The organism is Novosphingobium sp. BAM6 (assembly GCF_057784955.1).
Map to the genome: position 1 here is coordinate 1146512 of NZ_JBYNTR010000001.1, position 26442 is coordinate 1172953.

Consider the following 26442-nt stretch of genomic DNA (forward strand, 5'->3'; position numbering starts at 1 on the left):
TTTCTTGAAGATGCAATTTAAAAATCACGTTTTTGCGATGATGCAATCAATACTCCAACTTGCCAGCGTCGGTTGAAAGAGCTCAATCAATTTCAGATTTCCGGGAGCCGCTGGTCGGCGAAACCCCAGCCATGCAGCCGTTCGGCACGCCTGATTAGCGTCGCAGCATCGCCGATCGAGAACGGATGCGCCGTTTTCATGTCGTTCAGTTCATCCCAGCTTACCGGCACCGCTACCGGAGCGCCTTCGCGAGACCGTGCGGAGTACGGCAGCACGGCGGTCGCACCGCGCTGGTTTCGCAGCCAGTCGATGAAGATGCGGCCTTTGCGCTTGGCTTTGTTCATCGTCGCGACGTAGCGGTCCGGCTCGGAAATGCTCATGGCTTCGGCAAAGCGGCGAGCAAAGTCCTTGTGGGTATCCCAGTCGTGACCGCGCTTGAGCGGCACGACGACATGAACGCCCTTTCCGCCGGACAGCATGGCGAAAGTCACCAGCCCAAGGTCGGCGAGCCGGACGCGAATATCGCCGGCGGCTCGGAGGCACTCTTTAAAATCCAACCCCTCGTCGGGGTCGAGGTCGAAGATCATGCGGTCTGGGTGCTCGACGTCGTCGGTCTTTGCCGCCCAGGCGTGAAACTCGATCGTGCCCATCTGCACGCAGGAAAGTAACCCCTCGGCATCGTTCAGGTAGAGGTAGTCCTCCGCGTTGCCGTCCTTTTCGCGGATCGGCACGTGATGGACGTGATCGCCGAATGTGCCGCTGTCATGTTTCTGGAAGAAGCATTTCTTTGCTCGTCCCTGAGGGCAGCGCACGACGCTCATCGGGCGGTTCGCCACGAAGGGCAGCATCAGCGGCGCGACGGCGGCATAGTAATCCGCAAGGTCGCCCTTAGTGTCGCCGCTTTCGGGGAAGATCACGCGTTCGCGGTTGCTGATTGTCACGGCGATCTCGGCCTGCGGTGTGGGCTTTGTTTGCTCCGGTTTCACCGCCCGGGCCTTCTTGTCGCTCCTGAGGCCAACGAAGCTGCCATGGCGCACGCGGCCCTCGCCGGTCAGTTCGGCGAAGGCGACTTCCGCGACCAGCTTTGGAGTGACCCAGCTGGCGCCGCGCGCCTCCGCCTTGTCGACCTCCAGCGGCGGGGTCTTGCGGGCCAGCTTCTCAAGGTGCCCCGCCATGTCAGTAAGACCGTCGGCGTCGAAGCCGGTGCCCACCTTGCCGCGATAGATAAGGGTCTTTCCCTCGTATTGACCCAGCAGCAGCGAGGAGAACGGACGGCCCTTCGCGCTCGACTTCGCCCATCCCACGATGACGAACTCCTGCCGCCGGGTACACTTTACCTTGACCCAGTCCTTCGTGCGGCGGCCCCGGTAGGGTGCATCGATGCGCTTAGCGATGATCCCCTCCTGCCCGGCGCCGCACATCGCATCGTAGAGCGTCTCGCCCGCGCCGATCACGTGGTCCGCGACGAAGACGGGCGGTGCGGCATCCGCAAGCAGCGCCTCCAGCCGTTCCTTGCGTTCGATGTTGGGCATCGCCGCCAGATCCTCGCCATCCAGTTCGAGGAGATCGAAGGCGTGGAATTCCAGGGGCTGGCCTTCACTCTGGCTGCCCTTGCCGCGCTTAAGCACGGCTTGGAGGCTGGAGAAGTCCGGATTACCGTCCACGCCTCGGGCAACGATCTCGCCGTCGATCAGGCAAGGCGGCAGGTTCAGCGCGGCGATATGGGCGGCGAGCGGAGCGAACTTTTCGGTCCAGTCGAGGCCACTGCGGGTATGGACGACGACCTTGTCTCCCGCCGCTGCGATGAGCGCGCGGTAGCCGTCGAATTTGATCTCGTGCATCCACAGGTTGCCGGTGGGCACGGTGTCGACCAGCGTGGCGAGTTGGACGGCACGGAACTTCGGCGGCTTGCCCGCGCCTTTACGGGAGGGCCGCTGGTGCCGCACATTGCGAGAGGCAGCCTTTTCCATGACCTGCGCAAAGGCATCACCCTTTTTGCCTTTCAGCGAATGGGTGCCGCCCTTGTCGGCTTCGATCTCGGCCATGGTGCGGCCGGTCAGGACGCTGGTGAGGCCCTGCTCGACGAGGGCGTCGCCTGCCTGCGCATGGGCGTCCTGCACCTTGCGCAGCAGCCAGTTCTCGCGCTTCTCGCCGGGCCTCGGCTTCATGCGCACGAGCAGCCATTCGCCCTTCATCCGCTCGCCGTCGAGGGTGAAGTGGAGGTGGCCGTCCGCGATGTCCTTCGCGCTCTTGCCCGCGATCGGCGCCCAGGTCCCCCGATCCCAAAGCATCACTGTACCACCGCCGTACTCGCCTTTGGGGATCCCGCCTTCGAACACGCCGTAGGACAACGGATGGTCCTCGGTGCGCACGGCAAGGCGTTTGTCGTCGGGATCGGCGCTCGGGCCTCGGGTTACCGCCCAGGACTTGAGCACGCCGTCCACTTCGAGACGGAAATCCCAGTGCAACCGCCGGGCGGCGTGCTTCTGTACAATAAAGGAATTGCCTCCAATCCTGCCACTTTTGCCAGCAGGTTCGGCGGTCTTCGCGAAGTCGCGCTTACGGTTGTATTCCGCGAGGAGATCGGCGCCGGGGTCACCGGCCTTGCCGCTACGCCCGCTTGCGGGCACGGCTGCCACCCGAGGGCGAGGTTTTCTTCGCCGCAGGCGTGCGCGTCGAAGAGGTCGACTTGCTGGCGGGTTTGCCGTCCCCGACCGACTTCTTGAGCGCCGCCATCAGGTCGATCACATTGCCCTTGCCACTGGCCGGTTCCTCGACATCCTCCAAAATCCGTTTGTTGCTCTTCGACTTGGCCTTCTTGTCGATCAGGCGATGGAGCGCATCGACATAGCGATCGTGGAATTCGGCGGGTTTGAACGGCGCGGACTTCTTTTCGATCAGCGTGGTTGCAAGGTCGAGAAGATCCGCATCAGGTACCGATTCCTTGATCTCCCCAAAGTAACCTTGGGCTTTTTGGACCTCGTCAGCATAGCGCAGCACTTCCATCACCAGTCCGCGCCCACAGGGCTTGATCGAAACCAGTTGTTCACGCCCGCGCACCGCCAACTGGCCAAGGCCGACCTTCCGGGTCTTGCGCAGCGCCTCTCTCAACACGCTATAGGCCTCCTCGGCCAGATCATCGGCCGGTACGACGAAATAGGGCTTCTCGTAATAGAGCACGTCGATCTCGTCGGCATCGACGAACTGGATGAGTTCCAGCGTCTTGCGGCTGTCGATCTTGACCGCCTCGATCTCTTCCTCATCAAGCAGCACGTAGCTGCCCTTGGAGACCTCAAAGCCCTTTATGATCTCGTCGCGGTCCACGGGGCCGACGCCGGGCGCGACCTTTTCGTAACGGATCCGCTTGCCGCTCGGTTCATGGATCTGGTGGAAGGCAATCGCCGCCCCCGATCGCGTCGCCGGATAGACCTCGATCGGGATTGAGACGAGTGCCAGACGAATCTGGCCTTTCCAGTATGCGCGTGCAGGCATCAACAGGCTCCTTCAGCGGAAATACAAGCCTGAAGCGTGACAAGTTGTTCCCATTGGTTTCAAAGCGCCGCTCGAAGCGAGGCAAAGGGGATCATTCGCGCTTTTTCATAAGTGCTTGGCAGCCCTCGACCCTTTGTGGCCGTTCAGGCGACAATTTTCGATCCCCAGGTGCGGACCGTCCGCAATTTCGGCAGGTCGCAACCAGAATTTGTCGTTTGCCGATCTGACTTTGAACGGCAGCGCCTGCCAGAATCTGCCATTTTTTGGCGCGAAGCAGATTCACCGTGATTTGGTCGGCTTGGCGTCTGATTACCATGGTGCTCCAGTTGCTGATAGCCAAACTATCCTGATTACGGGCCCTCTCAACACCGCCTTGAACATTTTCGCATATGAGATATCTCTCCTTCACGCCTTGAACTACGCTCGGTCAAGATGAGGGGGATCGGTCGCGTCGATGCTGATACTGCACATTTCCGACATCCATTTTAAGTCGCCGCAGTGCCTTGATCCCATGCAGGATCCAGACTTCGCGATCCGCACGAGAATGATGCGGGATCTTGTCAAGCAGGTCGAACGGCTTGGCAATGTCGGCGCGATCCTCATCGGCGGGGACGTTGCCTTCAAGGGCGCGAGGGACGAGTACGAGACGGCTTGGAAGTGGATCCTGCAGTTGGCGCAGATCTCGGGCTGTCCAATGAACCGGATCTTCGCAGTGCCGGGCAACCATGACGTCGACAGGGCGATAGTTCGACAGAGCGTGCCGACGCAGTCCGCGCAGCACATGATCTGGTCGGCATCGAAGGATCAACGCGAATGGCGCCTAGACCAGCAACTGGATAACGAGGAGAGCGGGCAGTCGCTTCTTAAGCCACATGCCGAATACAATCTCTTCGCTGCGCCACTGGGCTGTAACATCTGGCCTGAGAAGCCGTTCTGGCATCAGGACGTCGATCTCGATGGAGGCGTGACGCTCCGCTTATTCGGCCTGACCTCGACGCTGCTTTCGGGAAAGGACGGAGAGGATGACGTTCCCCGCAATCTATTTCTGGGTGGCAGACAGACCGTTCTCGATCCGGTGCCGAACACTGCGAACCTCGTCCTCGTCCATCACCCGCTCGAATGGCTTTCGGATGGTGATGACGTAGACGACGCGCTTACCAATCGTGCGGCCTTCCATCTCTTCGGCCATAAGCACAAACAGCGTGTGGTGCTGGCCGATACGTATGTTCGCATCGGGGCCGGCGCGGTTAATCCCTCCCGGGGCGAGCAGCCCTACCAGCCGGGTTACAACCTCATCGATCTCAAGGTCGACGGCGAGGGAGACGCTCGGCACATCAAGGTCGAGATCCACCAGCGCCGTCTGCAGGACGCGCCGGAAGTATTCGACGCGATCAAGACCAATCAGGGCGACCCCGTTTTTCGCACGAGCATTCTTGTTCCGGTCGAGCCCGACCTCCCGGTCTTTGGTGGGCCGGTCGGTGCTGCGGCGCCTGATCAGGTTGCTGTGGGCGGCGTAATTGAGGCGCTTGCGGTGCCTGATGCGGAGGCGGCCATGGGAGAAGCTGATACTCGAGATCTGCTCTATCGATTCTGGCGCCTCACCAGTAGCGAGCGTCGCACGATCGCACAGGAACTGGGTCTGCTGGACGAAGGGGATCTGCGGCTTCCCGAGCCGGAGCGATACGGTCGCGCCTTGATACGCGCCGGAGAGCGCAAGCAGATCGATGACGTCGCGGCCGCGGTCGCTAAGCTGGAGAACTGATCATGGCCAAGCTGCCGCAGATGAGCACTGACTTCGCCCGTTGGTATGCCGAGGCGTTCATGGATGAGGGCACCCGACGGGAAATGCGTTGGAAGGGCGTCGTGGACGTAGCTGCCGGCGCGGATCACGAGACCGTTGAGGTGCTCACCCGGCTCGCCTTCCCGACACCCGTGCCTGCGTCGGGAAGGAAGAGCGAGAAGCTGACCTCCATCTATGCTTCGGTGGTTTCGACGATCTCGGGCGGTGACGCCGCATTTGATCCGGCCCATTCCTCGCGTGAACTGCAGGTCCTCGCCGCAGCCGTTCTGGCCCGGCTCGTTGCCACCATGCCGGACGCTGCGCTCCTGGTGACGACAGCGTCGATGGCCGGCTTCCGCAAACCGGATCTGCCGATGGATCTCGCGGGACTTGCCGAGGCCGCGCTCGTCAAGTGCTCCGAACGCAAGCACGTTCGCCAGGACGTCGCGGAGATCAAGCTCGCCGCACCGAAGGTGGACTACAAGTTCGATCCCGAGATCTTGGCGACGATGGAAGGTGAACAGATCCAGGCGGAGTTCGATCGGTTGCATGATGCCACCGCGGCCGCTATCGAACGTGTCGTGGAGGGTCAGAACCGCGTCGTCAGGGCGCTGCATGACAGGCAGGTGCTCGACGAGGAGGAGCTGCAGATGCTGTGGTGGCTGACGGGCGGATACAGCCACGTCAGCGACAAGCCCTTCGCGAATATCGATGACAAACTGCGGCCTTTCTCCCTTGCGCATGAGCTGGCCGAGATGACCTCAGTCTCGCCGGGCCCGGTTTCCGTCCGTGCCATGCTGCTCCGAGCGAGTGTGGGTACAACGAAGCTGAAACTGATCGACGCAGTCAACGCGCCCAGCGCCGAATGGGCGAAGGAGGTGTCGGACTCGACGCTGGTTTCGCCGGTAACGACGCCGATTCACTTCGCGCTGGAACAGCGAGCGGAGCTCGCATCAACCGACACGTGGCAGGCCGCCTGGGCCGGGCTGACCGGCCTGTCGGTCGATCTGCAGCTGCCCGCCGTGAAACTCGCCGAATTGTTCTATCGCGAGCATATCTTCCTCAACGTGGGAGCCTGAGGCGATGGCTTCTCAACCGACGGGATGCTCGAACGGGGAGTGCCACGTCGCCATCGATGGTAAATGCGTCGAGGGGTACGACCTCGGCGAGTGTCCGCATGCCGTGCACATAAGCGTCGACGAAATCGAGGAGATCAAGGAGCCGGTCCTTGCTACTGCGTCGGCCGCGGTGCTCAATCTTGCCCTCGGGGACGCTCTCGATCGGAAGGATGCCTCGGTCCTGCAATGCCGACGCGTATCCCGAACAGTGGGTGTCATCGGCCCCAACGACGCTGGAAAGACGAGCCTCGTCGCCAGCGTTTACGACCTTCTGCAGGATGGTCCTGTCGCCGGTGTGGGCTTCGCTGGATCATCCACGCTGATCGGCTTCGAGAAGATCTGCCATGATGCGCGCGCGGCTTCCCGCAGGGATGCCCCGCACACCGCCCGCACAATCGCCGGGGCGGAGGCCACGTTCTTTCATCTGGATCTGCGTCCGAGTAGCGGAGAGGTCGTATCACTCTTCATCGGCGACCGGTCTGGCGAGGACTATCTGGCAGCGGCCGACGACTTGGCTCGCGCAGCTGACTTCTTCGAGATCAGACGCGCCGACGTGGTGACCCTTCTTGTGAACGGCGAGCACCTTGCTTCGTCGCAGCATCGGCACGAGACGAAGGCGGCGACGCCGCAAATCATCGATGCGCTGGTCGAGTCACGGGCCCTTCGAACCGGATGTCGCCTGGCGATCGTCTTGACCAAGGAGGATGCCGTCTTGGCATCGACGAACGCTGATCGCGCGTATCGAGAGTTCGGCGAGCTGGTTGAGGCCGTCAAGGACAGCCAAGGGGAGTATCTCGGTGAGGTGGAGAGCTTTGTTGTCGCTGCATCGCCTCGGGATTCGACGCATGTGAAGCGTGGCGATGGGGTCGACCAGCTCCTCCTATATTGGCTCCAGGCCGCTCCATCGCCGCAGGCCGTGCCGCGGCGGAAGTCGGAAAGCAGCCGGATGATCGATCTTCTGGGCGCGAACGAGGAGTCGGCGGAATGAGTGGCGATCCGGACGTTTCGATCATCGGCCTGCCGGCATCGGGCAAGACGACATTGCTCGCGGCCATCTGGCACATGGTGCGTGAGGCCGGCTCGGTTACCGCACTAAAGTTCGACGGCCTTAGTCAGGGGAACTACGAGCACCTCAACGCCCTTGCCAAGCGATGGCGTGCCGGCAAAAGACAGCCGCGCACGCAGACCGGCGAGATGAAGGTCGTTTCGATGCGGCTGAAGACGGAGGAGGGGACATCCTTCGAGGTGTCGTTTCCCGATATGCCGGGCGAAGCCTTCGCCACGATGTGGGAGAGGCGGGAGGTCGACGATGCGATTGTCGGGACTCTCGAGGCGAAGTCCATCGTCTTGATCGTCAACGGAGACACGATCAGGTTCCCTGCGTGGATCGTCGAGCAGATGGCAATCGCCAAGGGCGTCGGCATTGAGGTTCCTGAGGCCGAGATAATGGACTGGAGCGCGAGCCTCGCACCAACCCAAGTCCAGCTCGTCGACCTTCTCCAATTCCTCATGACGGGCGATCTGTTCGTCGGCCCCCGTCGTCTAGCCGTGCTGATATCCGCATGGGACGAGGTCGAGGGTGACGGGCTGGATCCCGAGGAGGTCTTGTCGACCAAGCTGCCGCTCCTCAACCAATATCTTCGAAACAGACGGGATCCATGGTCCTGGCGCGTATGGGGGGTGAGTGCACAGGGCGGCGTGTACGAAGATCAGGATAGCACCGAGGAACTGGAGGCAACCGCTGCTCTCCGGGAACTGGATCGACCTTCGGACCGCATCAAGGTCGTGGATGGAAAGACGCTAAGCACCGACATCACTCTGCCACTGGAATGGCTGATCGCCTGATGGCGCCGACGATTCATCAGGCTCTGCACGGATACAACGACGGCCACCGCCTGATCGCGAGTTCGGTCTCGTTTTCCAGCGTCGACGCCCGGACGATGATCGTAATGAGCGATCTATCAGGAGCTGGCATGAAGCCGGAGGCGTCTGGCTATCTCACTGGATATCCGCTTGAAGGTGCAGGACGGTACGTTCTCGCCCGCACCTGGGCCGCACCCGAGATGCCGCGGCCGGGATGCGTCTGGACACATTCAATCATAATTGAGAACGCTGACTTGGCTGCCTTGAAGTCGGCTGCGGGGCTGCTCGCTCTGTTCCGGCGTCCCGGCGGGACGCCGGTAAAGACGGAATATTCAGAACTCATTGGTATGCCGGCGGGAGACATGCCGGTACGCGGAGTCCCGTTGGGACAACGCGAGCGAGCTATCATCAACGCGCTGTATGCGAAGCCGGAGGGCCTGATCGTCGCGGAGACCGCCGATGCCATGATGGACGAGCGCCTGCTTACGGCAATATGGATGCAGCAGTGGCCACGCCTACGACGTGCCTTCGGCTTCTGCACCTTTGCTGGCATGGACCGTTCGAAGAAGGGCGCCCGTCTCGACATCCAGCTCACTCCGTCGATCGACCGCCAGATGCGATCGAAGTTTCCGGACTCCGTCGTTCCCTCCGACGTTGCACCGGAGGCGTCGCTGAGGCCGCTGTTCGTGGACCTCGAGGGTAGCGAGCCGACGCAGTTGCGTGAGTTTCTCCGCAGGACCGGTGGTGACGTGGAAGGCGGTCGGCAAGCGATGGTCTCGCTCTGCCGGATGTATTCTTCACTCTTCGCGGGCGGTCGCCCGGATCTGCCGGCCGCGGTGTCGGCTCTTGCGACCCTCGACGCTTTTGGCTCGCGCCAAGCGCGCTCAGTCCGATCGCTGATTGCTCGCAGGGCGATCGAAAAAGTCGATGAGCTCGACGACGTGGTGTTCGACTTCGTCGTGGATTCGCTGGAGCAGACTTCCGGGCATGGTGATCTGGCCATCGCTGCCGATCGGATCGCTACGACGCTTTGGCGGCGATCGCCCGATCGGTTCTTCGACGCCTTGGATGCCGGGGGTGTCATCGGTGGAGGGGCGACAGAGGCCCTCTCGGTCCTTTCAGGGGACGAGCTTGTGAAGGGGCTCATATCCGCCCCTCATCTGGCGGACCGCGTTGCCGCTCGCCGCCCTGACGTCATGTTCCGCACGGATTTCTGGCTGCTCGATACTGCGAACGTCGATCTTCTGAATTTCGTCGGTGAAGGACAGATGGAACGCGTCGCACCCGCGCTTTTGGAAGCTGGTGTCGCGTCCGCCGCGCCATTAGTCGTCTCCAGGATAGAACCTGCGCGGCTTGCCGAGATCCTGGCGGGAGCGATTGAACGCCCGTCGTTGGATGCGTGGTTGCGGGCACTCGCGGACAGGTCCGACATCACAGCCGGTGTTCTTGCATCCGGGCGTATAGGCGACCGAGCAGTCATCGTCCGCTTGGCGCGGATGAGCGAGCCGGACAGTGTGCCGAACGATTATGGGGACGATCCGTGGCTGATCGCGGTTCGATCGGCTGGCGGAGGGATCAGTCAGCCGGATGAGGATTTGCTATCTGCCTTTCTAATCTCGCGCGCGCTCGGCCGCAGGTCTCGATCGCAGGCCGAACTCTTCCGCTTCGCCTACACGACAGTGTATCGTGCATTGGAGCAGAGCCGGTTGCCACGTGACGCCGAGCGTCTCGTGACCGGAAGGCTCGACTGGGGTGACTGGTTCGGTTGGGACAATTGCTCTCGGCTCAGGGAGACCGTCGTCGACGCCTTCGTCGAACGCCATCTCAATCCAGAGACATTTGGACGTCTCACGAACGATGGCGCTCTTGCGATCTCGCTAATCGACGAAGCAGCTCGGAGTGGCCGTGGAAGGAGATATCTTGCTGAAGTGCGAAGGCAGATCAAGGATGCGCAGGAAAAAGGCATCAAGGCGAGGGCCGACTACATTGCGAAGAAGATAAAATGACGAAACCGATTTGATGCGCGCACGACAGCGGAGGTATGCGTGGGTAGGCAGAAGCGCTGGACCGAGGAAATGCAGGCCCGCTTCGCGGAGGGAACCTTCGCGAGCATCGCGGCCGTTCTCTATGACGGAGAGGACCGCACCGACTTCGTAAGGGCCGCTGTAAAAAAAGAAGTCGCTCGGCGCCAACCTTTGAATACGAAATGAACAGCGGCTCACTGATTGCTTACCAAGACCGTCCATCTACAGATCTGCCCCACTCCTTTCACAATGCGATGCCAGTCAATCAACCGCTAACTGCCCTCTCCTGACAGGAGCTGCCGTTCGACATATCGCTCCGGAATGGCAGTTTTGTCCCACACTTTTGCTCCAAAGCTGACGCCCATGACATCGTCAACGTCAGCCTCTGTATTTCTGGCTCTCTAAACCGGACCGAGCACAAGGTCCCAGTCCTTGCCATAATACGGATGGTCGCCGACGTTTTTGAAGTCCTGGTTCCAAGAAGAGCAGTGAGCCGCCACACGGCGTGGATGGGCCGCGACGCGTTCGAGCATCAATCAATCCCACACGCTGCCGGCCGCTCAATCCCTCGTTTTGGCTTTCCGATGGACGCTGCGGGCCTCGCCAGCCTTATCGGGCAACACCGGCACAGATGTTGGCGACAGTGCCGGCAGCATCCCCAGCACCTCCGTCCCTAAAGTACGCGTCGCCATCCATTCGGGTACATGCCATGAAGCGGGCAGCGACCGGGCGATGACGCCGGGCAGGAAAGACCACAGAACGATCCCTGCCAGCAGCCCGGCGATGCCCGCTTGAACGAGGCGCAGATGCTGACGATCGGTAGCTTGCCCACGCTGGACGATGGAGTTGATGGCGCCAACCGCGTTATGGATCGAGACACGCGCCGTCTCCAGCAAGCGCTCATCTTCGGTACGCGCCGCTTTGGCAGCCGTCACGATTTCCCGCGCCAGGACCGCAGGGGTAAGCTTGAGCGATGGGCTCTGCTCGATCCCTGCAAGCCGGTCGCAACTGTCTTCGATCGCCTCCTTGAGCTCATCGAAATCCGCGCGGTAATCCGGGATCTTCTCGCGCGCGGCAGTGAGGCCCGCCACGGCATTGTGCAGCAGGCTGAGTTCATGGCGCAGAGCCTCGAAAGCTTCTGCGGGGCTCGCGGCGGAATCAGGGGCGATGTCGGCGCCGGGGTCTGGGGATGAGGTCATGGGCGCAAGGCTATGCCTGCCGCGCACCACGGCGCCAGAGCCTGGGATGTCCGGACAGATCCTGAGAATTGCGCGCTGCACGTTTCTGTCTCGCGGCGCCCCACGTTTGCCGGTGCCGCAAGGAAGCAGGTGCTTCTCGCGGCATTGCGACTCGCAGATTGCAGCACATCGGTGCCGCTACAATCCAAGCCCCCTGCCCCGTCCCAGCCCCAGGCTGCTCGCAAGGTCATCGCCCAACGAGCGCCCGGTGGTGAACCTGATACCGAGTTGCTGCTTGCGCTGGGCCAGCACCGATTCGAGCTGAGGATCGCGATGGAGGTTGTGGGCAAGGTCTGCCATCACCGCCCGGGTTTCCCGGCGGGCGCTCATATGGCCTGCCACATACTGCTGCTCGCTCTTCGTCCTGAGCGCCGTCCAGTTGGCAACGAACCGGTCGGCACGCAGTTCGGGATCGGTGCGCAGTTGCGTCTCCAGCTGCAGCGCACGCACCGCCCGGTTGATCCGCCCCTGCGCCGCTTCATGGGCCAGCTCGGGCTCCTTCACATAGGCTTTCTCGGCATCGTGTGCGCCGTAGGGGCGCAGCGCCTCGAAGTGGGTGCGCGAGGCTTCGAGCTCGGACCATTGCTCCGGGCTTGCCCGCTGCCCGGCCTCGCGGGCCTCGAAGACGGCAGCAACGGCGCGGGCATGGCGCTTCAAGGCATCCGTCCGCTCTTCGCGCAACCGCTCGGCGCGCGCCTCGGCCGGCGCCTCTGCCGAGAGTTGCGGGGCCGATGCCGAGGCCGAATCTGGGCTTGGCTCCAGTGTGCGCCGCACATGATCGGGTAGCTTCAGCTCCAGACCATCGAAGCGCCCCTTGCGCGGGGCCCCGGTGTCCGGTGTCCTGACCTCCGGCTCTCGCTTGGCCGGCGGCGCATGGACGGGGCCTGCCGTGCCCGGATCGATGAGCGGACCACTGGGCAGGCGTAGCCCATCGAAGCGGCTGCGGGATGTACGACCCGCCGGTTCGACCTGCCGAACGCGCGCCTCCTCTTCTTGCGTCTTGCCATAATCCGTCGCCATGTCCTTGCCGCGATCCCGGCTGAGCGCGCGCGCAAGCCTGGTGTGATCGGCAAAGTCGTCCTGCCCATAGTGCAGCTCGACCCCGTCGCGGTGCCGGGTCAGGGCCACATAGGCACCGTGACGATCGAGACCTGGCGTGGCCAGGACATGGACCCGGTCAACGGTCATGCCCTGTGCCTTGTGAAGGGTGGCGGCATAGCCGTGATCGAGCCGGTCATAGTCCTTGAGATCGAAGGCCACGGAAGTCCCATCGTCGAGGGTCACGCCCATGGCCAGTGCATTGACACTGCGCACGGTTCCGAGCGTTCCATTCTTCACGCCCAGACTGCGCTCGTTCTTCAGGAACATCACCCGGTCTCCCGTGGCAAAGTCCCGCGTGCCGCGCTCGACCTCCACGCGCACATCCTTGCCCAGATCGCCGGCCTCGCGAAGACGCTGGCGGGCCTCTCCATTCAGCGCCTGCACTTCGTCATTGGTATGGGTCAGAATGATCCGGCTCGTATCCGGACTGGCCTGCCGATCGCTGTCCCAGCGATCGATGAGTTTGTGACGGGCGATCTCGCGCGTGGAGGCAGCGTGGACATGGCCTGCGTCCTCGTAAGCGGCCAGCGCCTCGCCGGTGCGCCCGGTGGCAAGCTGACGCGTCGCCTCGCGCTGCCAGTCCTCGACCTGGCGGCGCACCTGCGTGATCTCGATCGCACCATGCCGCTCGGCGATGGAACGGAAGGCGGCGCCTGCCTCGATCGCCTGGAGCTGCTGGGGATCGCCGACAAGCACGACCTTGGCGTGGCGGCGCTCGGCTTCGGCCAGCACCCGCTCCATCTGGCGGGTGCCGATCATCCCGGCCTCGTCGATAACGAGGACAGACTTGTCGCTCAGCAGTTCGCGTCCCTGTCCCCACTGGCGCTCGAGCCCGGCGATGGTGCGACTGGCGATCCCCGAACCGCTCTCGAGGCTCTCGGCGGCAATGCCGGAGAGAGCAATGCCGCGCACTTCGTAGCCGCCCTGCTCCCAGGCGTCTCTCGCAACGCCCAGCATCGCGCTCTTGCCGGTCCCGGCATAGCCGATGACGCTGGCAAGACCTCTGGCGCCGGTTACATGTTCAAGCGCGCCGCGCTGCTCGGGCGAGAGAACAAGCCCGCGCGTTTCGGCGCGGGTGATAGCGCGTTCAACTACGCGCTCGGGCACGCCGTGGCGGCGCGCGGCATCGAGGCGAACGGTGGCCCTGGTCAGCCGCTGCTCGGTCTCGAGCATGGCGCGCGATGTGAAGCGATGCTCGCCGCGTCCGTCCTTGCCCAGGGCGACCAGTTCGGGCGCGGCCTTGATGACGGCCATGACCTGATCGAACTGCTCCTTGCCCTCGCTGTGACGGTGGACGAACTTTGCCATATCCCGCGTGGTGAAGGTCGCCTGGCTGTGGGTGATCGCCTCGAGCGCAATGGCGGGTTGCGCCAGGATTTTCTCGCCATTGGCCCTGGCGATGGCATGGTGTTCCTCGAGCCGCTCGCTTTCCAGGCCTTCGCCTGCCATGCGACCGGCAGCGGGGCCGATCTTGTGCTGGGGTTCCAGATCAATCCCCTGCGCTTCGAGCGAGCGATGATCGATGCGCGCCTCGATATCGAGTTCGGCAAGGCGCGCATTCACATGCCCGGCCCAGGCCTCGCGCCAGTGGGTGAGCAAGTCCGTGCGGTTCCAGTCGCGCACCTTGGCGCCGAAGCCTTCGCTCGAAACCTCCCGCAAGCCCAGCATCACATGGGCATGGGGCCTGGGGCTGCCATCGGCGCCGATGTCCCAATGGACATTGAGGTCGGCGACCATGCCGCGCGCGACGAACTCGCGAGTGACGAAGTCGCGGGCCAGGGCGATACCATCGGCCTGCGTCATCTCCTGCGGGATGGCGAACTCCACTTCGCGGGCGAGCTGCGCGTCCTTGCGCTTCTCGGCCGCCTCGACATCGTTCCACAGCCGTTCGCGATCGTGCCAGGCGTCGGGCGCGTTCTCGGGCAGCAGCACTTCGCTGTGCACGACGCCACTCTTGTTGGAGAAGTCATGGTCGCGGTCGAGCCGCTCGTCGCGAAGGCGCGAGGCCGAGCGGTAGGCGGCGGCCGCCACCGCCGAGGATCCGGTGGCGCGGGAAATGACTTTGGCCGAGAAGTGATAGATCGCCATGGCGGCGATCCATTTACGCCTCCAGCAGCACGTCGGCACGACGTATAAGCGCGCCCTCACACGATTTGCTCGCGTTCGGGATCACGCTGTTTCAGGGGGTTCCAGCCTCTTGCTGGCCTGTGAGACTCCCGATAGCTGGACTGTCCGCTTCCCTCCAGAAGAAGGACAACCTCCATGCGCAAACCGCGTGATTACGATGCCGAGCTCAAGGCGCTCGACGACAAGGCCCGGCAGCTCAAGCACCGCAAGGTCCAGCAGCTGGGCGAGCTTGTCACCGCCACCGGCGCTGATGCGCTGTCGATCGAGGAACTGGCAGGCGCCCTGCTCGCCATGGTGAGCACTACCGAGCCGGCGCGACGGGAGGCATGGCGCAAGCGCGGCGCCGCGTTCTTTTCTGGCGAGCGAACCGGGACGAACGTCCGTCCATCCGAAGGCTCTGGTGGCAGCGCTGGCGGCGACGAGCGCGGCGCTGCGGCGCAGCCGAGCGGCGCGCCATCGCCTGCTCGCAGCGAAGGCGCGGCATGACACCCGCGACTGGCAGGTGAAGCGGCGTGAGCGCACGCGCCAGCTGATCGAGCTCGGCGGGCTTGTCGCCAAGGCCGGGCTGGTCGATCTGACCAGTGATGATCGGGCGGTGATCCTCGGAATCCTTGTCGAAGCCGCCGCGCGCTTGCGCACCGCAGAGCGCGAGGCAGCGCTGACCTTGTGGCGGCGGCGCGGGGCGCGCGCCTTTGCCGAAGACAGGGAATGACGGGCAGGCCCCAGGCTGGGCCTGCAGATGCGATCAGGAGGCGCTGTGGCCGACCGCGCGCTCGCCCGCGAGTGCTTCGAGATCGGCGATCCGCTCTGAACAGATCGCGTGTACCACGCGGCCCAGTTCCTCGACCTGCTCACCCAGCCAGGTCAGCTCCTCGGCGGTGATCTTGTAGTGCTTCGAATAGCGCGCCTTGACGTAGGCTTCCTTGAGCTTCTCGAAGGTTCCGCGCTGCCAGCGATTGTCGCGCGGCCAGACGTGGACAAGCCGCGGATCGAGGCGCTCGGCGTGCGTGCGCAGAAACGCCAGATTGTGAACGTGCGGGGTGTAGAAGGTGCTCACCAACAGCACGCAGTGGTAGAGGCTTTCACTCGTCTGATGAAACAGGAAGGCTGCTTCCTTTGGAAAGTCTTGAGCCACTGCATCATTCGCGAGCTTGAATTTTCGCATCGAGGCGGAAAACCACTCGCCATAATATTCCCGCGCCATATCGAGCGCGGCCTGCGGCGTCTTGGGCTGGGGCTGGGCAAGCTCGCTGTTTTCGCTCTGATAGAGCACGATCCCGTCGCGGGCGATGTCCATGAAGAAATAGCGGCCATGGGCCAGGCCATCGTTCACTTCCTGCAGGGTGTGGACGATGAAGTTCACCGGCGTGCGAATCGTGCCGGTCACCCCGTAATCGCGCATCAGCCGGTCATCGACTTTCGACCAGTATTTGACGCGATCGGTCAGCCGCTTGTCGCTGACGATGATCAGCAGATCATAGTCCGACTGGTAGCCCTTGGCGGTATGCGGTTCATCGACCCAGCCGCCGCGCGCATAGCTGCCGTAGAGAACGAGCTTGGCGATGCGCCCCTTCTTCTTCCACTCGTGCGTCGAGAGCGCGAAAGCGTCCTCGAATTCCTCGAAGACGAGCTGCACCACGCGCTCGAGTTCGCGTTGCTTGTTCGCAGGAAGATGATCGAGATCGGTTTTCATGACAGGCCTTTCCAGCGACTCTGCGCATTTGCACTTCACGGCGCAAGCGCGAAGCGTCCCGGATCAGGCAAATGGCACTGCCTCGTGCGCCCGATGGGGCACGATTTACGCCTCCAGCGCGAGCCGTGTGCGCACATCGGAAAAATATTTTTGCCTGCGCTACAGTGCGACAAGGTTCGCCATGGTCGTACAGGGTTCGCCACCGTGCCCCTGCCTCATTGGCAGGCGCTGGTCACAGGTCTTGCGCTCGTATCGAATTGCCCCAATTCTACTCGTGGCCGGCCAGTCCCCCTCACCTTCGATGAAGGACTACGCCCATGAGTACCCCGCTTCCCGACCGTTACCTGCGCCTCCATGTCGTACTCGACCGCACCGGGCTGTCGCGTGCGACGCTCTATCGCAAGATCCAGGAAGGCACTTTCCCAAGGCAGGTGCGCATTGCCCAGCGCTGCGCCGGATGGCGCGAAAGCGTCATCAGCGAATGGCAGCGCAATCCCGTCGGCTATCGTGCCGCCGATCACGCGCCCGGATAAACCTGCCCCTGCCAACGAAGGCGGGAGCCGCCCGGCGTGCCGGGCGGCTCCTGCTCCCTGCTGCCCCTTGGCTACCATCGCCCCTGCTGCTGCCGCTCGTAAGAGTCCGCAACCAGCCGCAAGGCCAGCGACAGGTGCTGCACCACCTCCTCGGTACTCAGTCCTGTGCGGGCCGCGACCTGCTCGTTGGAGAGGTCTTCATAACAGGCCAGCCGGAACACTGCCTGCTCGCGGGCGGGCAAGGCGTGCACCGCGCACAGCATCCGGCGCAGCTGGGGATTGGTGATCCGGCGAAACCGCCAGCGCTGGGCCCATTCGCGCACCCGATGGTGCAGGATGATCGCAGCGCGCATCACTGGCCTCCCCCGGCAAAGGCCAGCAGGTAATCGGCGCCCTTGCTGGCAGCACTGGCCGCGCGGAAGATCGCCTTCTCGTCGGCTCGCAGGACTTCGAGCCATGATCCGATGTAGTCGCTGTGTCGTACCGTCGGCTCGATGCCGAGCGAGGCACAGGCAAAGGCCGATGTCATCTCGGCGACCAGTTCCTCTTTTGCGTACGAGGCCGAACCGAATGCACCGCTCTGGTCACGCTCCAGCCGCCCCTTCCCTCCGGCATAATGCCCCATCTCGTGCAGCGCTGTTCGGAACCAGTTGATCGGCTCGGGGAACGCGGCCTGCGGGGGCACCTGCACATAGTCCTCGACCGGCGAATAGAAGGCCGATGGCCCACCGATCCGGAAGTCCGCGCCCGAATTGGCAATCAGGCAATCCACCTCGGCAATCGCGATCACGGGATCGGTTGGTACAACGCTATCCGCCAGCGTCTCGGGCAGCCCCTCGCACTGGTCGAGGTTGAAGACCACGAAGCGTTTAAGAAAGGCGATCGTCCTGGCGTCGCGATCCTCGCTACGCGCCTTCTCGGCTTCCTCGCGAGGCGTGAAGCGGTCGGCATAGCATACCACTGTCCCGGTCTCGCCGCGCCGGACATTGCCCCCTGCCGCTGCGGCTTGCCGATAGGTCAGCCAGCGCTGCGATGTGAACCCGCGCTCGATCCCCTCGCACCACAACAGCAGCACGTTGATGCCGGAATACAATCTGCCGGTCACGGCATTGGCAGGCATCGTCACCGGGCATCTGTCGGCATCCCATGGCTGTACCCATGGCACCCGTCCCTCTTCCAGTTGCGCGATGATCCGGTTGGTAACCTCGCCATAGAGGCTGTGCCGTTCGTCCTTGGCCATAGTGTCTCTCGCTCCTTCCTCAACCGCCATGGCCCGGCGCCAGGGTGGCGGGGGGCGGCAGGAGCGCACCGGACAGCCCCGCCGGCCAAGGCGGGGCGCACCTGCAAGGCTGCAACGAAGTGGAAGACCCGGACAGCGCAAGCGGCCGGGTTGCGCCCCGGCGAGGCGGGGCTATCGGGTAGCGACGCCCCCCGTCACCTGGAGCCGCCAGGCCCCACACCCAACGCCGCCGCGTGACATCACGCGGCGACTGCAGGACGCGCCTGCACCGCAGGTGCGCCCCCAGCGTCAGGCGATCGTGACGGCTGTGCCGCCGAGACCCCAAGGGGCTCGGCCGAAGCGCAAGCGGCGGTAGAGCGCGACCGGGGCCGCAAGGGGCCGGGACGCCTGGACTGCCTGCAACAGATCCTGACCCAGGCAGCTGACCAGACTGCAGCGCTTGAGGGATTAGGTAATAATTCTGTCAGTCGAATATGCGCCCCTGCCAGTCACTCCTGGCTTTATTGGCGGACCTCAAAACCCGCCGATCCAATATCTCATGCCCGCCGGGTTAACCAGCGGCGAAGATAGGTGATTATCTGTCGTTCGTAGAAGAAGCGCGTGCGCTTTTCGTCAAACTCATCGCAACCTGTCACCATCCCTCGCACAAAATGCTGGCGAAAATGGACGCCGGGCTGATCAGTGTGCAGCTTGGGCGCTTTATCGGGCCTCATGACCGACCTGAAATCCGTGACTGCGGCAAAAAACGCAGCGCCCCGGACTAGGCCCGGGACTTTGCATGTCGATGTCTATTAACCTCATGCAGCCCAAATTGCCCTATCGAGGCAATGCTCGCGGACTTATCTCAAAACCGAACCACCATTTCTGCGGTCAGTCCATCTCGCCTCCAGCGCATATCCAATGCGCCGCCGCGCGTTCGCATGGTCCGCTGCATGATCTGCATGCCGTGGCCGCCATCGCGCTCGGTGCATTGCACCGCCTTCTTTGACCTCTCCGTCCATACCAGCGAGAAGCCATGTTCGGTACGCTTGCCGGTGATCACAATACTGCCACCTGATCCAAGGGCACCGTGCTTGGTCGAATTCACGCTCAGCTCGCCAAGTACCAATGCAAGCGCATTGGCCCACTCAAGATTAACCGTGGCACAGGGTAGCTGTTCGAAGGTTATAGAGCACTCGGTATTTTCAAACGGCGACAAAACAGCTGAGACCAGCTCATCGACATTACGGGGGGCATCCCTGTTGGCAAACAGCGTCTTCGCCCTCCCCATAGCTGCGAACATGAGCGACATCTGTTTCGCAAAAGCCACGCGGCTGGCGTCTCCACGCGCATAATGGTTCATGACAGCGCACATCACCGAGAAGGAATTCAATAGGCGATGCCGCAGTTCGTCTGCAGTGATGATGGCCGTATCCAGGCGTTGCTGATTTTCCGTAACGTCGCGAGAAATAGCCATATATCCGGCATGCTGCTGCTCCTCGTTCAGAACAGCGGATACCGTCACGTCCCACCAACGAGGAGCCCCCTTCATCGTCGGACAAAACGCACGAAAGCGCACGACCTCGCCCGCCGCGGCCTTGACGTAGGCGCCTACGATTTCAGCCTTGCTTTCCCCAGGCCAGAAATCGACCCATTGCTTGCCACGCACCAAATCGAAATCATCGATTTCCATCGCGCACTGGCCGTTGGAGTTCATGTAGTGAACGTCGCCACTCAGCCCAAGGAGTTTCACGCAATCGACGCTTTGATCAAGCACGCTGGCGAGTGAGACGGAAGAAAGCGACGCTGGAGAAAATTCTGGAAGAGGTGCCATGAAATCCATCATACATGGTTGGGTCGCCCGCGCATCAAACTCTACCGCTACCAAACGGTTGCATGCGACGCCGGTTGACCATCCGTGAAAAGGCTTATCACTTTTCGTGCGCGATCGATTCAGATCATCAACAAACGATGGAATGAACGCTTCTGGTTCTCCGTCGAGATTACGTCATCGACCAAGGACGGACGCTCCTTGTATAGTAAAGTGCCCGTTGAGATCGGTCATGGCGTAACATACTGGCTCCTTAGCCTTATCGGAGTCCAGCGGCGCCCATTTGGGCCGACTAATGGGCCTTACGGAAAGGCACTGTGCGCCCATGCGCGCCGCTCAACAGAGATTTTTTCTCTCTTGGAAGCGGACATGCAAATGATTCCTTGGCTATTGCACATCCGTAGCACCCACCGCCTTTGCCACTATGCCGCGCAAGGGAATCTGCGCCTGCATTCGCACCGCCAGCAGGGCGGTCCCGCTGATTTTGCGCTGGACGAACAGTGTATCGGCAGGTGGGACATGCCATGTGCTGCGATCAGCGATGATGGTCCGGCCCTGGATACGCAGCTCTTCGACAAAGCTGCGGTCCGCAAAGTCAATCAGGCCGGGGCGGTCCAGGTGGTTCATTACGATCTCGATCATCGCATCGAGCGTCCGCCCGTGGCGCATAACGGTGGCCTCGGACACGAAGCCCACCTCGACTAAGCCCGCCTTGAGCGCAGCCCGATCTCCTGCCAATCCAGCACGCATCAGACCGCGGTAGGCATCGCGCGTGGCATCGGGTATGCTGCGCGCTGCGCCGAAGTCGAGCAACACGATCCGAGAAGTTTCTGCTTGCCATCGATAATTGGCAAAATTGGGGTCAGTTTGCATGAAGCCGAAGCTGAACAATTCCCGCAGTACCAGCCCCATCAGCGCCGTCATCGCTTTATCACGCACCACCTGCGAAGCAGTCGCCAACGTCTCGATTGGTTCTCCGCTCAGATAATCCATGACCAGTACGCGTTCGCTCGACAGTTCTATGACGGGCCGGGGCACGATGAATGCTTCATCCCCAGTGAGCAGTTCGCCATAGCGCCGCATCTGATCGGCCTCCCGGGTGTAGTCCGCTTCTTCGCGCAACTGCCGTTTGGTCTCTGTCAGTAATGGCGCCACGTCCAGGCTCTGTGGCAGCAGGCCACTCACGCGCAGCAGCGTAGCGACATTGTCGACGTCTGCCTCGATGCTGTCAGCCACGCCGGGATACTGGACTTTGACCGCCACCACCCGCCCATCAAGCAGCACCGCACGATGGACTTGGCCGATCGAGGCTGCAGCGATCGCTGTCGTATCAAACCTGGCAAAGCGCCCCTGCCAACCCGTGCCCCACTGTTCGGCCAGCACCCGGTTCAGCTGTGAAGGCGGCATGCGGTGGGCGCCTTCGCGCAGGCGAGCGAGAATAGCACTGAGTTCAGGCGGAAGTAGGTCTCCGGCATCAAGCGAGATCATCTGACCCAACTTCATTGCCGCCCCGCGCAAGCGCGACAGTTGCTCTGTCAGCCGCGAAGCGTTGCCGGGCGTCAGCAGCAAGTTAGAAAGATGCGGGCGTTCTCCCCGCGCTAGCTTACGGGCGCCTTCTGCGAGCACGCCGCTAGCAAGACCGCCGGCCAACTGCCCGAACCCTGCCAAACGCGACAGACGCGATCCGGGGACCTTGCGGTATTTCGTTTCATTCATGCCGATCCCTTTTGCGCAGCCTCGGCAGGGTAACGCACCAGAATGCGTCTCGGTCTCAGCTAAGGCTCGAGGCGCGTAACGCATGTGGCATTCACCTTACGTCCGTTCCTCGGCTCGCCTATGACACGATCGACAATTCACATCGCCAGATGACCGGCAAGCGCAGCTTACTGCAACGGATAAATTCCATGCAGTACCGTATCGAAATGGTTCTCGATCGTGGTCGTGCAATCGCACGCCGTATCCCGCAGGATCTGCTCATCCTTGACGATAAACACGCCGCGCCGGGTTTCGATCGTCCCAGCTTCTCGCAGTTTTGAAATGACACGGGTCACGAAAGATCGGCCGACGCCGAGCATCTCAGCGAGCTGCTCGTGGGTGATTGCAAACTCGGATCCGTGTGTCCTGCTGATGGCCGCGAGCAACCATTTGGCGGTTCGCTGCGCGATGGTATGTGTCGCATTGCACGCAGCGGTCTGAAAGACCTGTGCGAGCAAGCAGTCCGAATAGCGCGAGAGCCAGTGCCGTAAGGTCAGGGAGTCGAGCTTGGCTTGCTCCAGCGCAGCGGTCTTGATCCGTAAAAAGCGCCCGCCGTACATGACCTGCGCGGTCGCGAAAGCGGGGGCATGGCCGTTCGAGACGATCCCGCCAATCGCCCCTTCGCGTCCGACAAGAGCCACCTCGACAGCTGGCCCGTCCTTCATGCGCACGCAGAACGCCGCCATTGCCGGCCCGCACGGGAACCAGGTGTCTATGACTTCGTCGCCCGCTTTCTGCAAAGTTTCATGGGCTCTCAAGTCGAAGACCAGCATATGAGGAATCAGTCGCTCTTGATCGCTTTTGCTCAAGGTCGCCAACAGGGCATTATTCGCCAGTTCTTCCGAGGTCGGCGCCGACATGGTCTCTCCTGATTAACCTGCGTTAAAAGTGGGCATTTTGGTGCACTTATGGACAAAGCTATTGATTGACCAATGTTACTGGCAAGCATAACCCGCTCTTTGAGAGGTTTAAGGCAACTGGCTCGGGGTTAAGTTTTCCCGTGCGGCCTGGCTTTAAACCGGCCCCCAGCTCGGATCATGATGTGCTCTCAATTTATAAAATTCCTGCAGCGATGACATGTCATGCAACGTCTGCAGCCGATTTTCGTTGCCGTTCGATGCATAGGACAACGCGCGCATTTCGACAGGCTCCGGAGGCGGACTAATTATGGCAATGCCGCCTACCAAACCTGTTGATCTGACCAACTGTGATCGCGAGCCGATCCAGATTCCGGGAAGCATCCAGCCCCACGGCGTAATGCTTGTACTGTCTCCTGCCGACTACACCGTGCTGTTTGCTTCGGCAAATGCGCAGATGTTGCTTGGCGACGATGCTCCGATCAGGCGTGGAGCGCTGCTTGCCGACATCATCGGAACCGAGGCCGCGCATACGATCCGCAATGCAAGCGCCAAGGCGGGCGGTAGCGAGATCGCTGGAGTCGAGCTTGGCATGACAGTGGCTCATGCCTCTGGGCCCGTGGACATGATCGTGCACCGGCATAAAGATCGAGTGATCGTAGAATTTGAGCCTTCGCTCGACGGCGCTCAAAGCGCAAAGCAGGCATTGGATCTGACGCAAAGCCTGATGCGCCGCGTCAACGTCGAAACGCAGGTCGATGCTCTTGCCAAAGCGGGGGCCAAGCTCGTGCGTGCAATGCTCGGCTTTGACCGGGTAATGATCTACCAGTTCCTGCACAACGGCGCTGGGCGCGTCATCGCTGAGGCGAAGCAGCGCGAGCTGGAAAGCTTTCTAGGGCAGCATTTCCCTGCCTCCGACATCCCGTATCAAGCGCGCCGTCTCTACGAGCTCAACACGATCAGGGCGATCGCAGATGTAAGCTATGCGCCGGTTCCGCTCGAACCTGCGACCAAGCCAGGCGAATTGCCTGTCGATATGTCGTTCGCACAGCTGCGTTCGGTCTCCACGATCCACTGTAAATATCTGCAGAACATGGGCGTCCATGCGTCGATGTCGATCTCCATTCTGATCGACGGTGAATTGTGGGGATTGATTTCTTGCCATCACGATAGCCCTAAGGTCGTGCCGATCCCGCTCCGGATTGGCGCCGAACTTTTCGGACATTATTTCTCGCTGCAGATTTCGGTAGCGGAGCGCCGCGCGCACATTGTTGCATCAGGACTAGCCCGCGAACGGCTAGACAAGATTCTGTCCGGGCTGTCGGTCGATGAAACGCTGCTCGAAGGGCTGCGCGAGCATCTAGATAGCTTCGGCGAATTGTTCGATTGCGACGGGGTCGGCCTCTGGGCTGAAAACGAGTGGGCCGCCCGCGGTGCGGCGCCCTCGGAAGATGAAGCGCTCGAATTGGTTCGTTACCTTGCTGGCGAAGAGCAGGAACATCCCCGCTCTGCTTCGTCCCAGCTGGCATTGTGGCATACTCAGGATCTGCGCCATCTCACCGGGCAGGTCAATTTTGGCAAAAGTGTGGCCGGCGTTATCGCAATCCCGCTGACGTCGATGCCCCGCGACTATCTGCTCATCTTTCGCAGCGAAGAAGCGCATGAGATCGAATGGGCGGGTAAGCCGACGAAACTCGTCATCGACACGGACGAAGGCCAGCGCTTGACCCCGCGTGGAAGCTTCGAAACTTGGCGCGAGGAAGTGCGAGGGCAAAGTCGTCCCTGGACCGAAACAGACCTGACCGCTGCCGATACGGTGCGGACATATCTGCGTGACGTTTTTTTGAAGCAGAATGAGATCACGGCGGAAGCGCGCGGGCATCTCGATCGCCGTCGGCGAATACTCAATGACGAGCTTAATCACCGTGTAAAAAATATCATCACGCTTATCAAATCCATCGCGGTACAGACCGGCGTTCATGCAGATTCAGTGGCGGGTTACTCTCAGTCACTCGAAGGCCGCCTGCGTGCGCTTGCCTTTGCGCACGACCAGTCGCTGAGCGCAGCGGAGGGCGGAGATCTTGAGACGTTGTTCGAGGCGGAGGCGGCACTGCATCGCTATGGTCCTGAAACCGATCGCGTCGTCGCGTCGGGCGCGAAGGTCCGGCTTAAAGACCGTGCGTTCGGCACACTGGCCTTGGTCATCCATGAGCTGATGACTAACGCAGCGAAATATGGCGCCTTGTCGGAATCCGCAGGACGTCTGGAAATCAGTTGGACGTATTCCGAAACCGATGGCTGCGAGATTCGCTGGACAGAGACAGGCGGTCCGCTGACAATTGCGCCCAATCGTCAGGGGTTTGGTTCCAAACTGATCCAGAATACGATGGTATACGATCTTGGCGGCAAGGTCGAACTCGATTATCTGCAAAGCGGTCTTGCCGCCCGGCTTGTCATTCCGCCCAAATTCGCCTCGCTGGTGGTTGAAGACAACACAGCGGTCGCTCAAGAAACAGCAGAAACGACGACAGAATCGCCAGCGGTCAGCCTTGAGGGAATTTCGATCCTTCTGGTCGAAGATCAGTCTTTAATCGCGCTCGACACCGAAGAGCTTCTTCGCCAGCTCGGCGCCAAGGAAGTGCGACTTTCGCCTGACGCAGAGCACGCCATGCGCAGCCTTGGCAATTATAAGCCTGACGCCGCCGTTCTGGACTTCAATCTGGGCGACGAGACATCAGAGAGGATTGCCGACCATCTTTTGGCGGTCGGCATTCCTTTCGTATTCGCCACCGGATATGGCGACAGCGTGATGATCCCTGAACATTTGCGCGATGTCCCGGTCGTGCGAAAACCCGCAGGCGCAAAAAATCTTGCTCAGCGTTTGGTAGAGGCAGGAATGAAACTTGGTGGGGATGCCTAGAGCCGGAGCCGGTCGGTGTTCCTTTTGTGTGGCGCTGCCAATCAGGCCGCCAAGGCTAGTGGAACGGCTGTGGAAATGGCGTCGACTAGCTGGTCGGTATGAACTTCGAAACTGACCAGGCTCATCGATCCAAACGCAGTTGAAAGCGCCGTGACGGCAGCATCGCGGCCACACGCCATGAGAACGCGGCTGACCTTCCCCCGGCAGTCCCTCGCTCATACCGAGAGTCCAGCGGTTAAATACGATGGCCCGGACGCCTGCACAAGCGCGTCGGGCATCATGCTCCCGCTGATTAATCTTGAAGGACCCACCACCTGCTTATCTGACGGCCCGATAGCTAGGCGACCGGAACAAGCAGCGGTCCAAGTAATTGTAGGACAGCTGGACTTTTGCTCAGTCACTCTGTGAACCTGCAATGCCGGTAATTTTTAACGAGATTACCGGCATTTTTTTGGGCTTACCGGACTTCGCTCGTCAGCAGAGCCGCGTCGCTTCTGTCCTTAGGCCAAGGACCCATTGATTCGCCGCCGCGGATGCGATTCATGCTTCGTAAGGAGACTGGGCATGAGTGACTTATATTGGCTGACAGACAAGCAAATGGCACGTCTGTCACCAATCGTGCTCGAAGAACCGATCCGGAAACGATGCTCATTCAGAAGTTATCCACAGCTTATGCAACGGCTCATCTCCCACGACAATCGGCCTACCCCATTCTCATTTCGAACCATTTTGCATCGCACCAGCTTAAGCAAAATTGGTTGGATTCTTTGGTTTCAATACGAGTAAGACTTAAAACTAATTCTATATTTCAATAGGTTAAATGGGCTGACATCGCCATGTCTCCCCGACCATTTCATAGCAATCATTGTACCATGGTGCTCTGAATCGGGT

The 26442-nt window shown here is 61.5% G+C and carries 20 protein-coding genes; 9 read left to right on the forward strand and 11 right to left on the reverse strand.

From position 1 onward, the window contains the following. Positions 1-92 precede the first annotated feature (92 nt). Both ligD and ku read right to left on the reverse strand, forming a co-directional pair. The gene (ligD, locus tag AC3EC3_RS05395) at positions 93-2639 is read right to left on the reverse strand and encodes a DNA ligase D (RefSeq protein WP_488488598.1); all 2547 of its coding nucleotides are present in this window, start codon (positions 2637-2639) and stop codon (positions 93-95) included. After that, positions 2611-3492 (reverse strand): non-homologous end joining protein Ku, encoded by an 882-nt coding sequence (ku, locus tag AC3EC3_RS05400; protein ID WP_488488599.1) that lies wholly within the window; start codon positions 3490-3492, stop codon positions 2611-2613. Before ku ends, ligD begins: the two co-directional genes overlap by 29 nt. 454 nt (positions 3493-3946) lie before the next feature. Here ku and AC3EC3_RS05405 point away from each other — a divergent pair, with 454 nt between their 5' ends. From AC3EC3_RS05405 to AC3EC3_RS05425, 5 genes are read left to right on the forward strand one after another with little or no spacing between them, the layout of a single operon-like run. Beyond that, entirely contained in the window at positions 3947-5254 is a 1308-nt protein-coding gene (locus AC3EC3_RS05405; protein WP_488488600.1) for a metallophosphoesterase, read from the forward strand. 2 nt (positions 5255-5256) lie between these two features. Next, complete coding sequence (locus AC3EC3_RS05410; protein ID WP_488488601.1) at positions 5257-6351, forward strand: GTPase-associated system all-helical protein GASH; 1095 nt, start codon at positions 5257-5259, stop codon at positions 6349-6351. A gap of 4 nt (positions 6352-6355) precedes the next feature. Continuing rightward, the gene (locus AC3EC3_RS05415; protein ID WP_488488602.1) at positions 6356-7378 is read left to right on the forward strand and encodes a TRAFAC clade GTPase domain-containing protein; all 1023 of its coding nucleotides are present in this window, start codon (positions 6356-6358) and stop codon (positions 7376-7378) included. Then, the gene (locus AC3EC3_RS05420; RefSeq protein ID WP_488488603.1) at positions 7375-8235 is read left to right on the forward strand and encodes a TRAFAC clade GTPase domain-containing protein; all 861 of its coding nucleotides are present in this window, start codon (positions 7375-7377) and stop codon (positions 8233-8235) included. The genes AC3EC3_RS05415 and AC3EC3_RS05420 overlap by 4 nt, the downstream gene beginning before the upstream one ends. Next, entirely contained in the window at positions 8220-10259 is a 2040-nt protein-coding gene (locus AC3EC3_RS05425; protein WP_488488604.1) for a GAP1-N1 domain-containing protein, read from the forward strand. Before AC3EC3_RS05420 ends, AC3EC3_RS05425 begins: the two co-directional genes overlap by 16 nt. 578 nt (positions 10260-10837) lie before the next feature. Here the strand turns inward: AC3EC3_RS05425 and AC3EC3_RS05430 are convergent. Beyond that, complete coding sequence (locus AC3EC3_RS05430) at positions 10838-11557, reverse strand: DUF6118 family protein (protein ID WP_488488605.1); 720 nt, start codon at positions 11555-11557, stop codon at positions 10838-10840. A 96-nt stretch (positions 11558-11653) separates the two neighbouring features. Then, complete coding sequence (traA, locus tag AC3EC3_RS05435) at positions 11654-14704, reverse strand: Ti-type conjugative transfer relaxase TraA (protein WP_488488606.1); 3051 nt, start codon at positions 14702-14704, stop codon at positions 11654-11656. A 174-nt stretch (positions 14705-14878) separates the two neighbouring features. On the opposite strand from traA, the gene AC3EC3_RS05440 reads away from it, so the two are divergent. Both AC3EC3_RS05440 and AC3EC3_RS05445 read left to right on the forward strand, forming a co-directional pair. Beyond that, positions 14879-15229, forward strand: coding sequence for a conjugal transfer protein TraD (locus tag AC3EC3_RS05440; protein ID WP_488488607.1), 351 nt, complete (start codon positions 14879-14881; stop codon positions 15227-15229). Between the two features lie 16 nt (positions 15230-15245). Beyond that, positions 15246-15455, forward strand: a complete 210-nt coding sequence (locus AC3EC3_RS05445) for a conjugal transfer protein TraD (RefSeq protein WP_488488608.1) — start codon at positions 15246-15248, stop codon at positions 15453-15455. 33 nt (positions 15456-15488) lie between these two features. On the opposite strand, the gene AC3EC3_RS05450 is transcribed toward AC3EC3_RS05445, so the two are convergent. Beyond that, on the reverse strand, positions 15489-16436 hold the full coding sequence (locus tag AC3EC3_RS05450; protein ID WP_488488609.1) for a HEPN domain-containing protein: 948 nt from the start codon (positions 16434-16436) through the stop codon (positions 15489-15491). A 317-nt stretch (positions 16437-16753) separates the two neighbouring features. On the opposite strand from AC3EC3_RS05450, the gene AC3EC3_RS05455 reads away from it, so the two are divergent. Then, the gene (locus AC3EC3_RS05455; protein ID WP_488488610.1) at positions 16754-16969 is read left to right on the forward strand and encodes a helix-turn-helix transcriptional regulator; all 216 of its coding nucleotides are present in this window, start codon (positions 16754-16756) and stop codon (positions 16967-16969) included. Positions 16970-17040: 71 nt separating this feature from the next. Here AC3EC3_RS05455 and AC3EC3_RS05460 read toward each other — a convergent pair whose 3' ends face one another. The 6 genes from AC3EC3_RS05460 to AC3EC3_RS05485 all read right to left on the reverse strand — a co-directional run bounded on the left by AC3EC3_RS05460 (position 17041) and on the right by AC3EC3_RS05485 (position 22634). Then, on the reverse strand, positions 17041-17322 hold the full coding sequence (locus AC3EC3_RS05460; protein ID WP_488488611.1) for a sigma factor-like helix-turn-helix DNA-binding protein: 282 nt from the start codon (positions 17320-17322) through the stop codon (positions 17041-17043). Continuing rightward, a complete protein-coding gene (locus AC3EC3_RS05465) occupies positions 17322-18209 on the reverse strand; it encodes an ArdC family protein (protein ID WP_488488612.1) in 888 nt (295 codons plus the stop codon). The genes AC3EC3_RS05460 and AC3EC3_RS05465 overlap by 1 nt, the downstream gene beginning before the upstream one ends. Before the next feature lie 536 nt (positions 18210-18745). Beyond that, complete coding sequence (locus AC3EC3_RS05470; RefSeq protein ID WP_488488613.1) at positions 18746-18922, reverse strand: hypothetical protein; 177 nt, start codon at positions 18920-18922, stop codon at positions 18746-18748. 131 nt (positions 18923-19053) lie between these two features. Next, positions 19054-20034, reverse strand: a complete 981-nt coding sequence (locus AC3EC3_RS05475; protein ID WP_488488614.1) for a PAS domain-containing protein — start codon at positions 20032-20034, stop codon at positions 19054-19056. 372 nt (positions 20035-20406) lie between these two features. After that, on the reverse strand, positions 20407-21735 hold the full coding sequence (locus tag AC3EC3_RS05480; protein ID WP_488488615.1) for an ABC1 kinase family protein: 1329 nt from the start codon (positions 21733-21735) through the stop codon (positions 20407-20409). Positions 21736-21902: 167 nt separating this feature from the next. Then, positions 21903-22634: a Crp/Fnr family transcriptional regulator gene (locus AC3EC3_RS05485; RefSeq protein ID WP_488488616.1), complete on the reverse strand. Its 732-nt coding sequence runs from the start codon at positions 22632-22634 to the stop codon at positions 21903-21905. 313 nt (positions 22635-22947) lie between these two features. Between AC3EC3_RS05485 and AC3EC3_RS05490 the strand changes: the two genes are divergently transcribed. Next, on the forward strand, positions 22948-25551 hold the full coding sequence (locus AC3EC3_RS05490) for an HWE histidine kinase domain-containing protein (RefSeq protein WP_488488617.1): 2604 nt from the start codon (positions 22948-22950) through the stop codon (positions 25549-25551). The last annotated feature ends 891 nt before the right edge of the window (positions 25552-26442 follow it).

Coding starts and splice junctions, on each gene's coding strand:
- ku (WP_488488599.1), bottom strand. CDS start 3,492: ATGCCTGCACGCGCATACTGGAAAGGCCAGATTCGTCTGGCACTCGTC.
- AC3EC3_RS05405 (WP_488488600.1), top strand. CDS start 3,947: ATGCTGATACTGCACATTTCCGACATCCATTTTAAGTCGCCGCAGTGC.
- AC3EC3_RS05410 (WP_488488601.1), top strand. CDS start 5,257: ATGGCCAAGCTGCCGCAGATGAGCACTGACTTCGCCCGTTGGTATGCC.
- AC3EC3_RS05415 (WP_488488602.1), top strand. CDS start 6,356: ATGGCTTCTCAACCGACGGGATGCTCGAACGGGGAGTGCCACGTCGCC.
- AC3EC3_RS05420 (WP_488488603.1), top strand. CDS start 7,375: ATGAGTGGCGATCCGGACGTTTCGATCATCGGCCTGCCGGCATCGGGC.
- AC3EC3_RS05425 (WP_488488604.1), top strand. CDS start 8,220: ATGGCTGATCGCCTGATGGCGCCGACGATTCATCAGGCTCTGCACGGA.
- traA (WP_488488606.1), bottom strand. CDS start 14,704: ATGGCGATCTATCACTTCTCGGCCAAAGTCATTTCCCGCGCCACCGGA.
- AC3EC3_RS05440 (WP_488488607.1), top strand. CDS start 14,879: ATGCGCAAACCGCGTGATTACGATGCCGAGCTCAAGGCGCTCGACGAC.
- AC3EC3_RS05450 (WP_488488609.1), bottom strand. CDS start 16,436: ATGAAAACCGATCTCGATCATCTTCCTGCGAACAAGCAACGCGAACTC.
- AC3EC3_RS05455 (WP_488488610.1), top strand. CDS start 16,754: ATGAGTACCCCGCTTCCCGACCGTTACCTGCGCCTCCATGTCGTACTC.
- AC3EC3_RS05460 (WP_488488611.1), bottom strand. CDS start 17,322: ATGCGCGCTGCGATCATCCTGCACCATCGGGTGCGCGAATGGGCCCAG.
- AC3EC3_RS05465 (WP_488488612.1), bottom strand. CDS start 18,209: ATGGCCAAGGACGAACGGCACAGCCTCTATGGCGAGGTTACCAACCGG.
- AC3EC3_RS05470 (WP_488488613.1), bottom strand. CDS start 18,922: ATGAGGCCCGATAAAGCGCCCAAGCTGCACACTGATCAGCCCGGCGTC.
- AC3EC3_RS05475 (WP_488488614.1), bottom strand. CDS start 20,034: ATGATGGATTTCATGGCACCTCTTCCAGAATTTTCTCCAGCGTCGCTT.
- AC3EC3_RS05480 (WP_488488615.1), bottom strand. CDS start 21,735: ATGAATGAAACGAAATACCGCAAGGTCCCCGGATCGCGTCTGTCGCGT.
- AC3EC3_RS05485 (WP_488488616.1), bottom strand. CDS start 22,634: ATGTCGGCGCCGACCTCGGAAGAACTGGCGAATAATGCCCTGTTGGCG.
- AC3EC3_RS05490 (WP_488488617.1), top strand. CDS start 22,948: ATGCCGCCTACCAAACCTGTTGATCTGACCAACTGTGATCGCGAGCCG.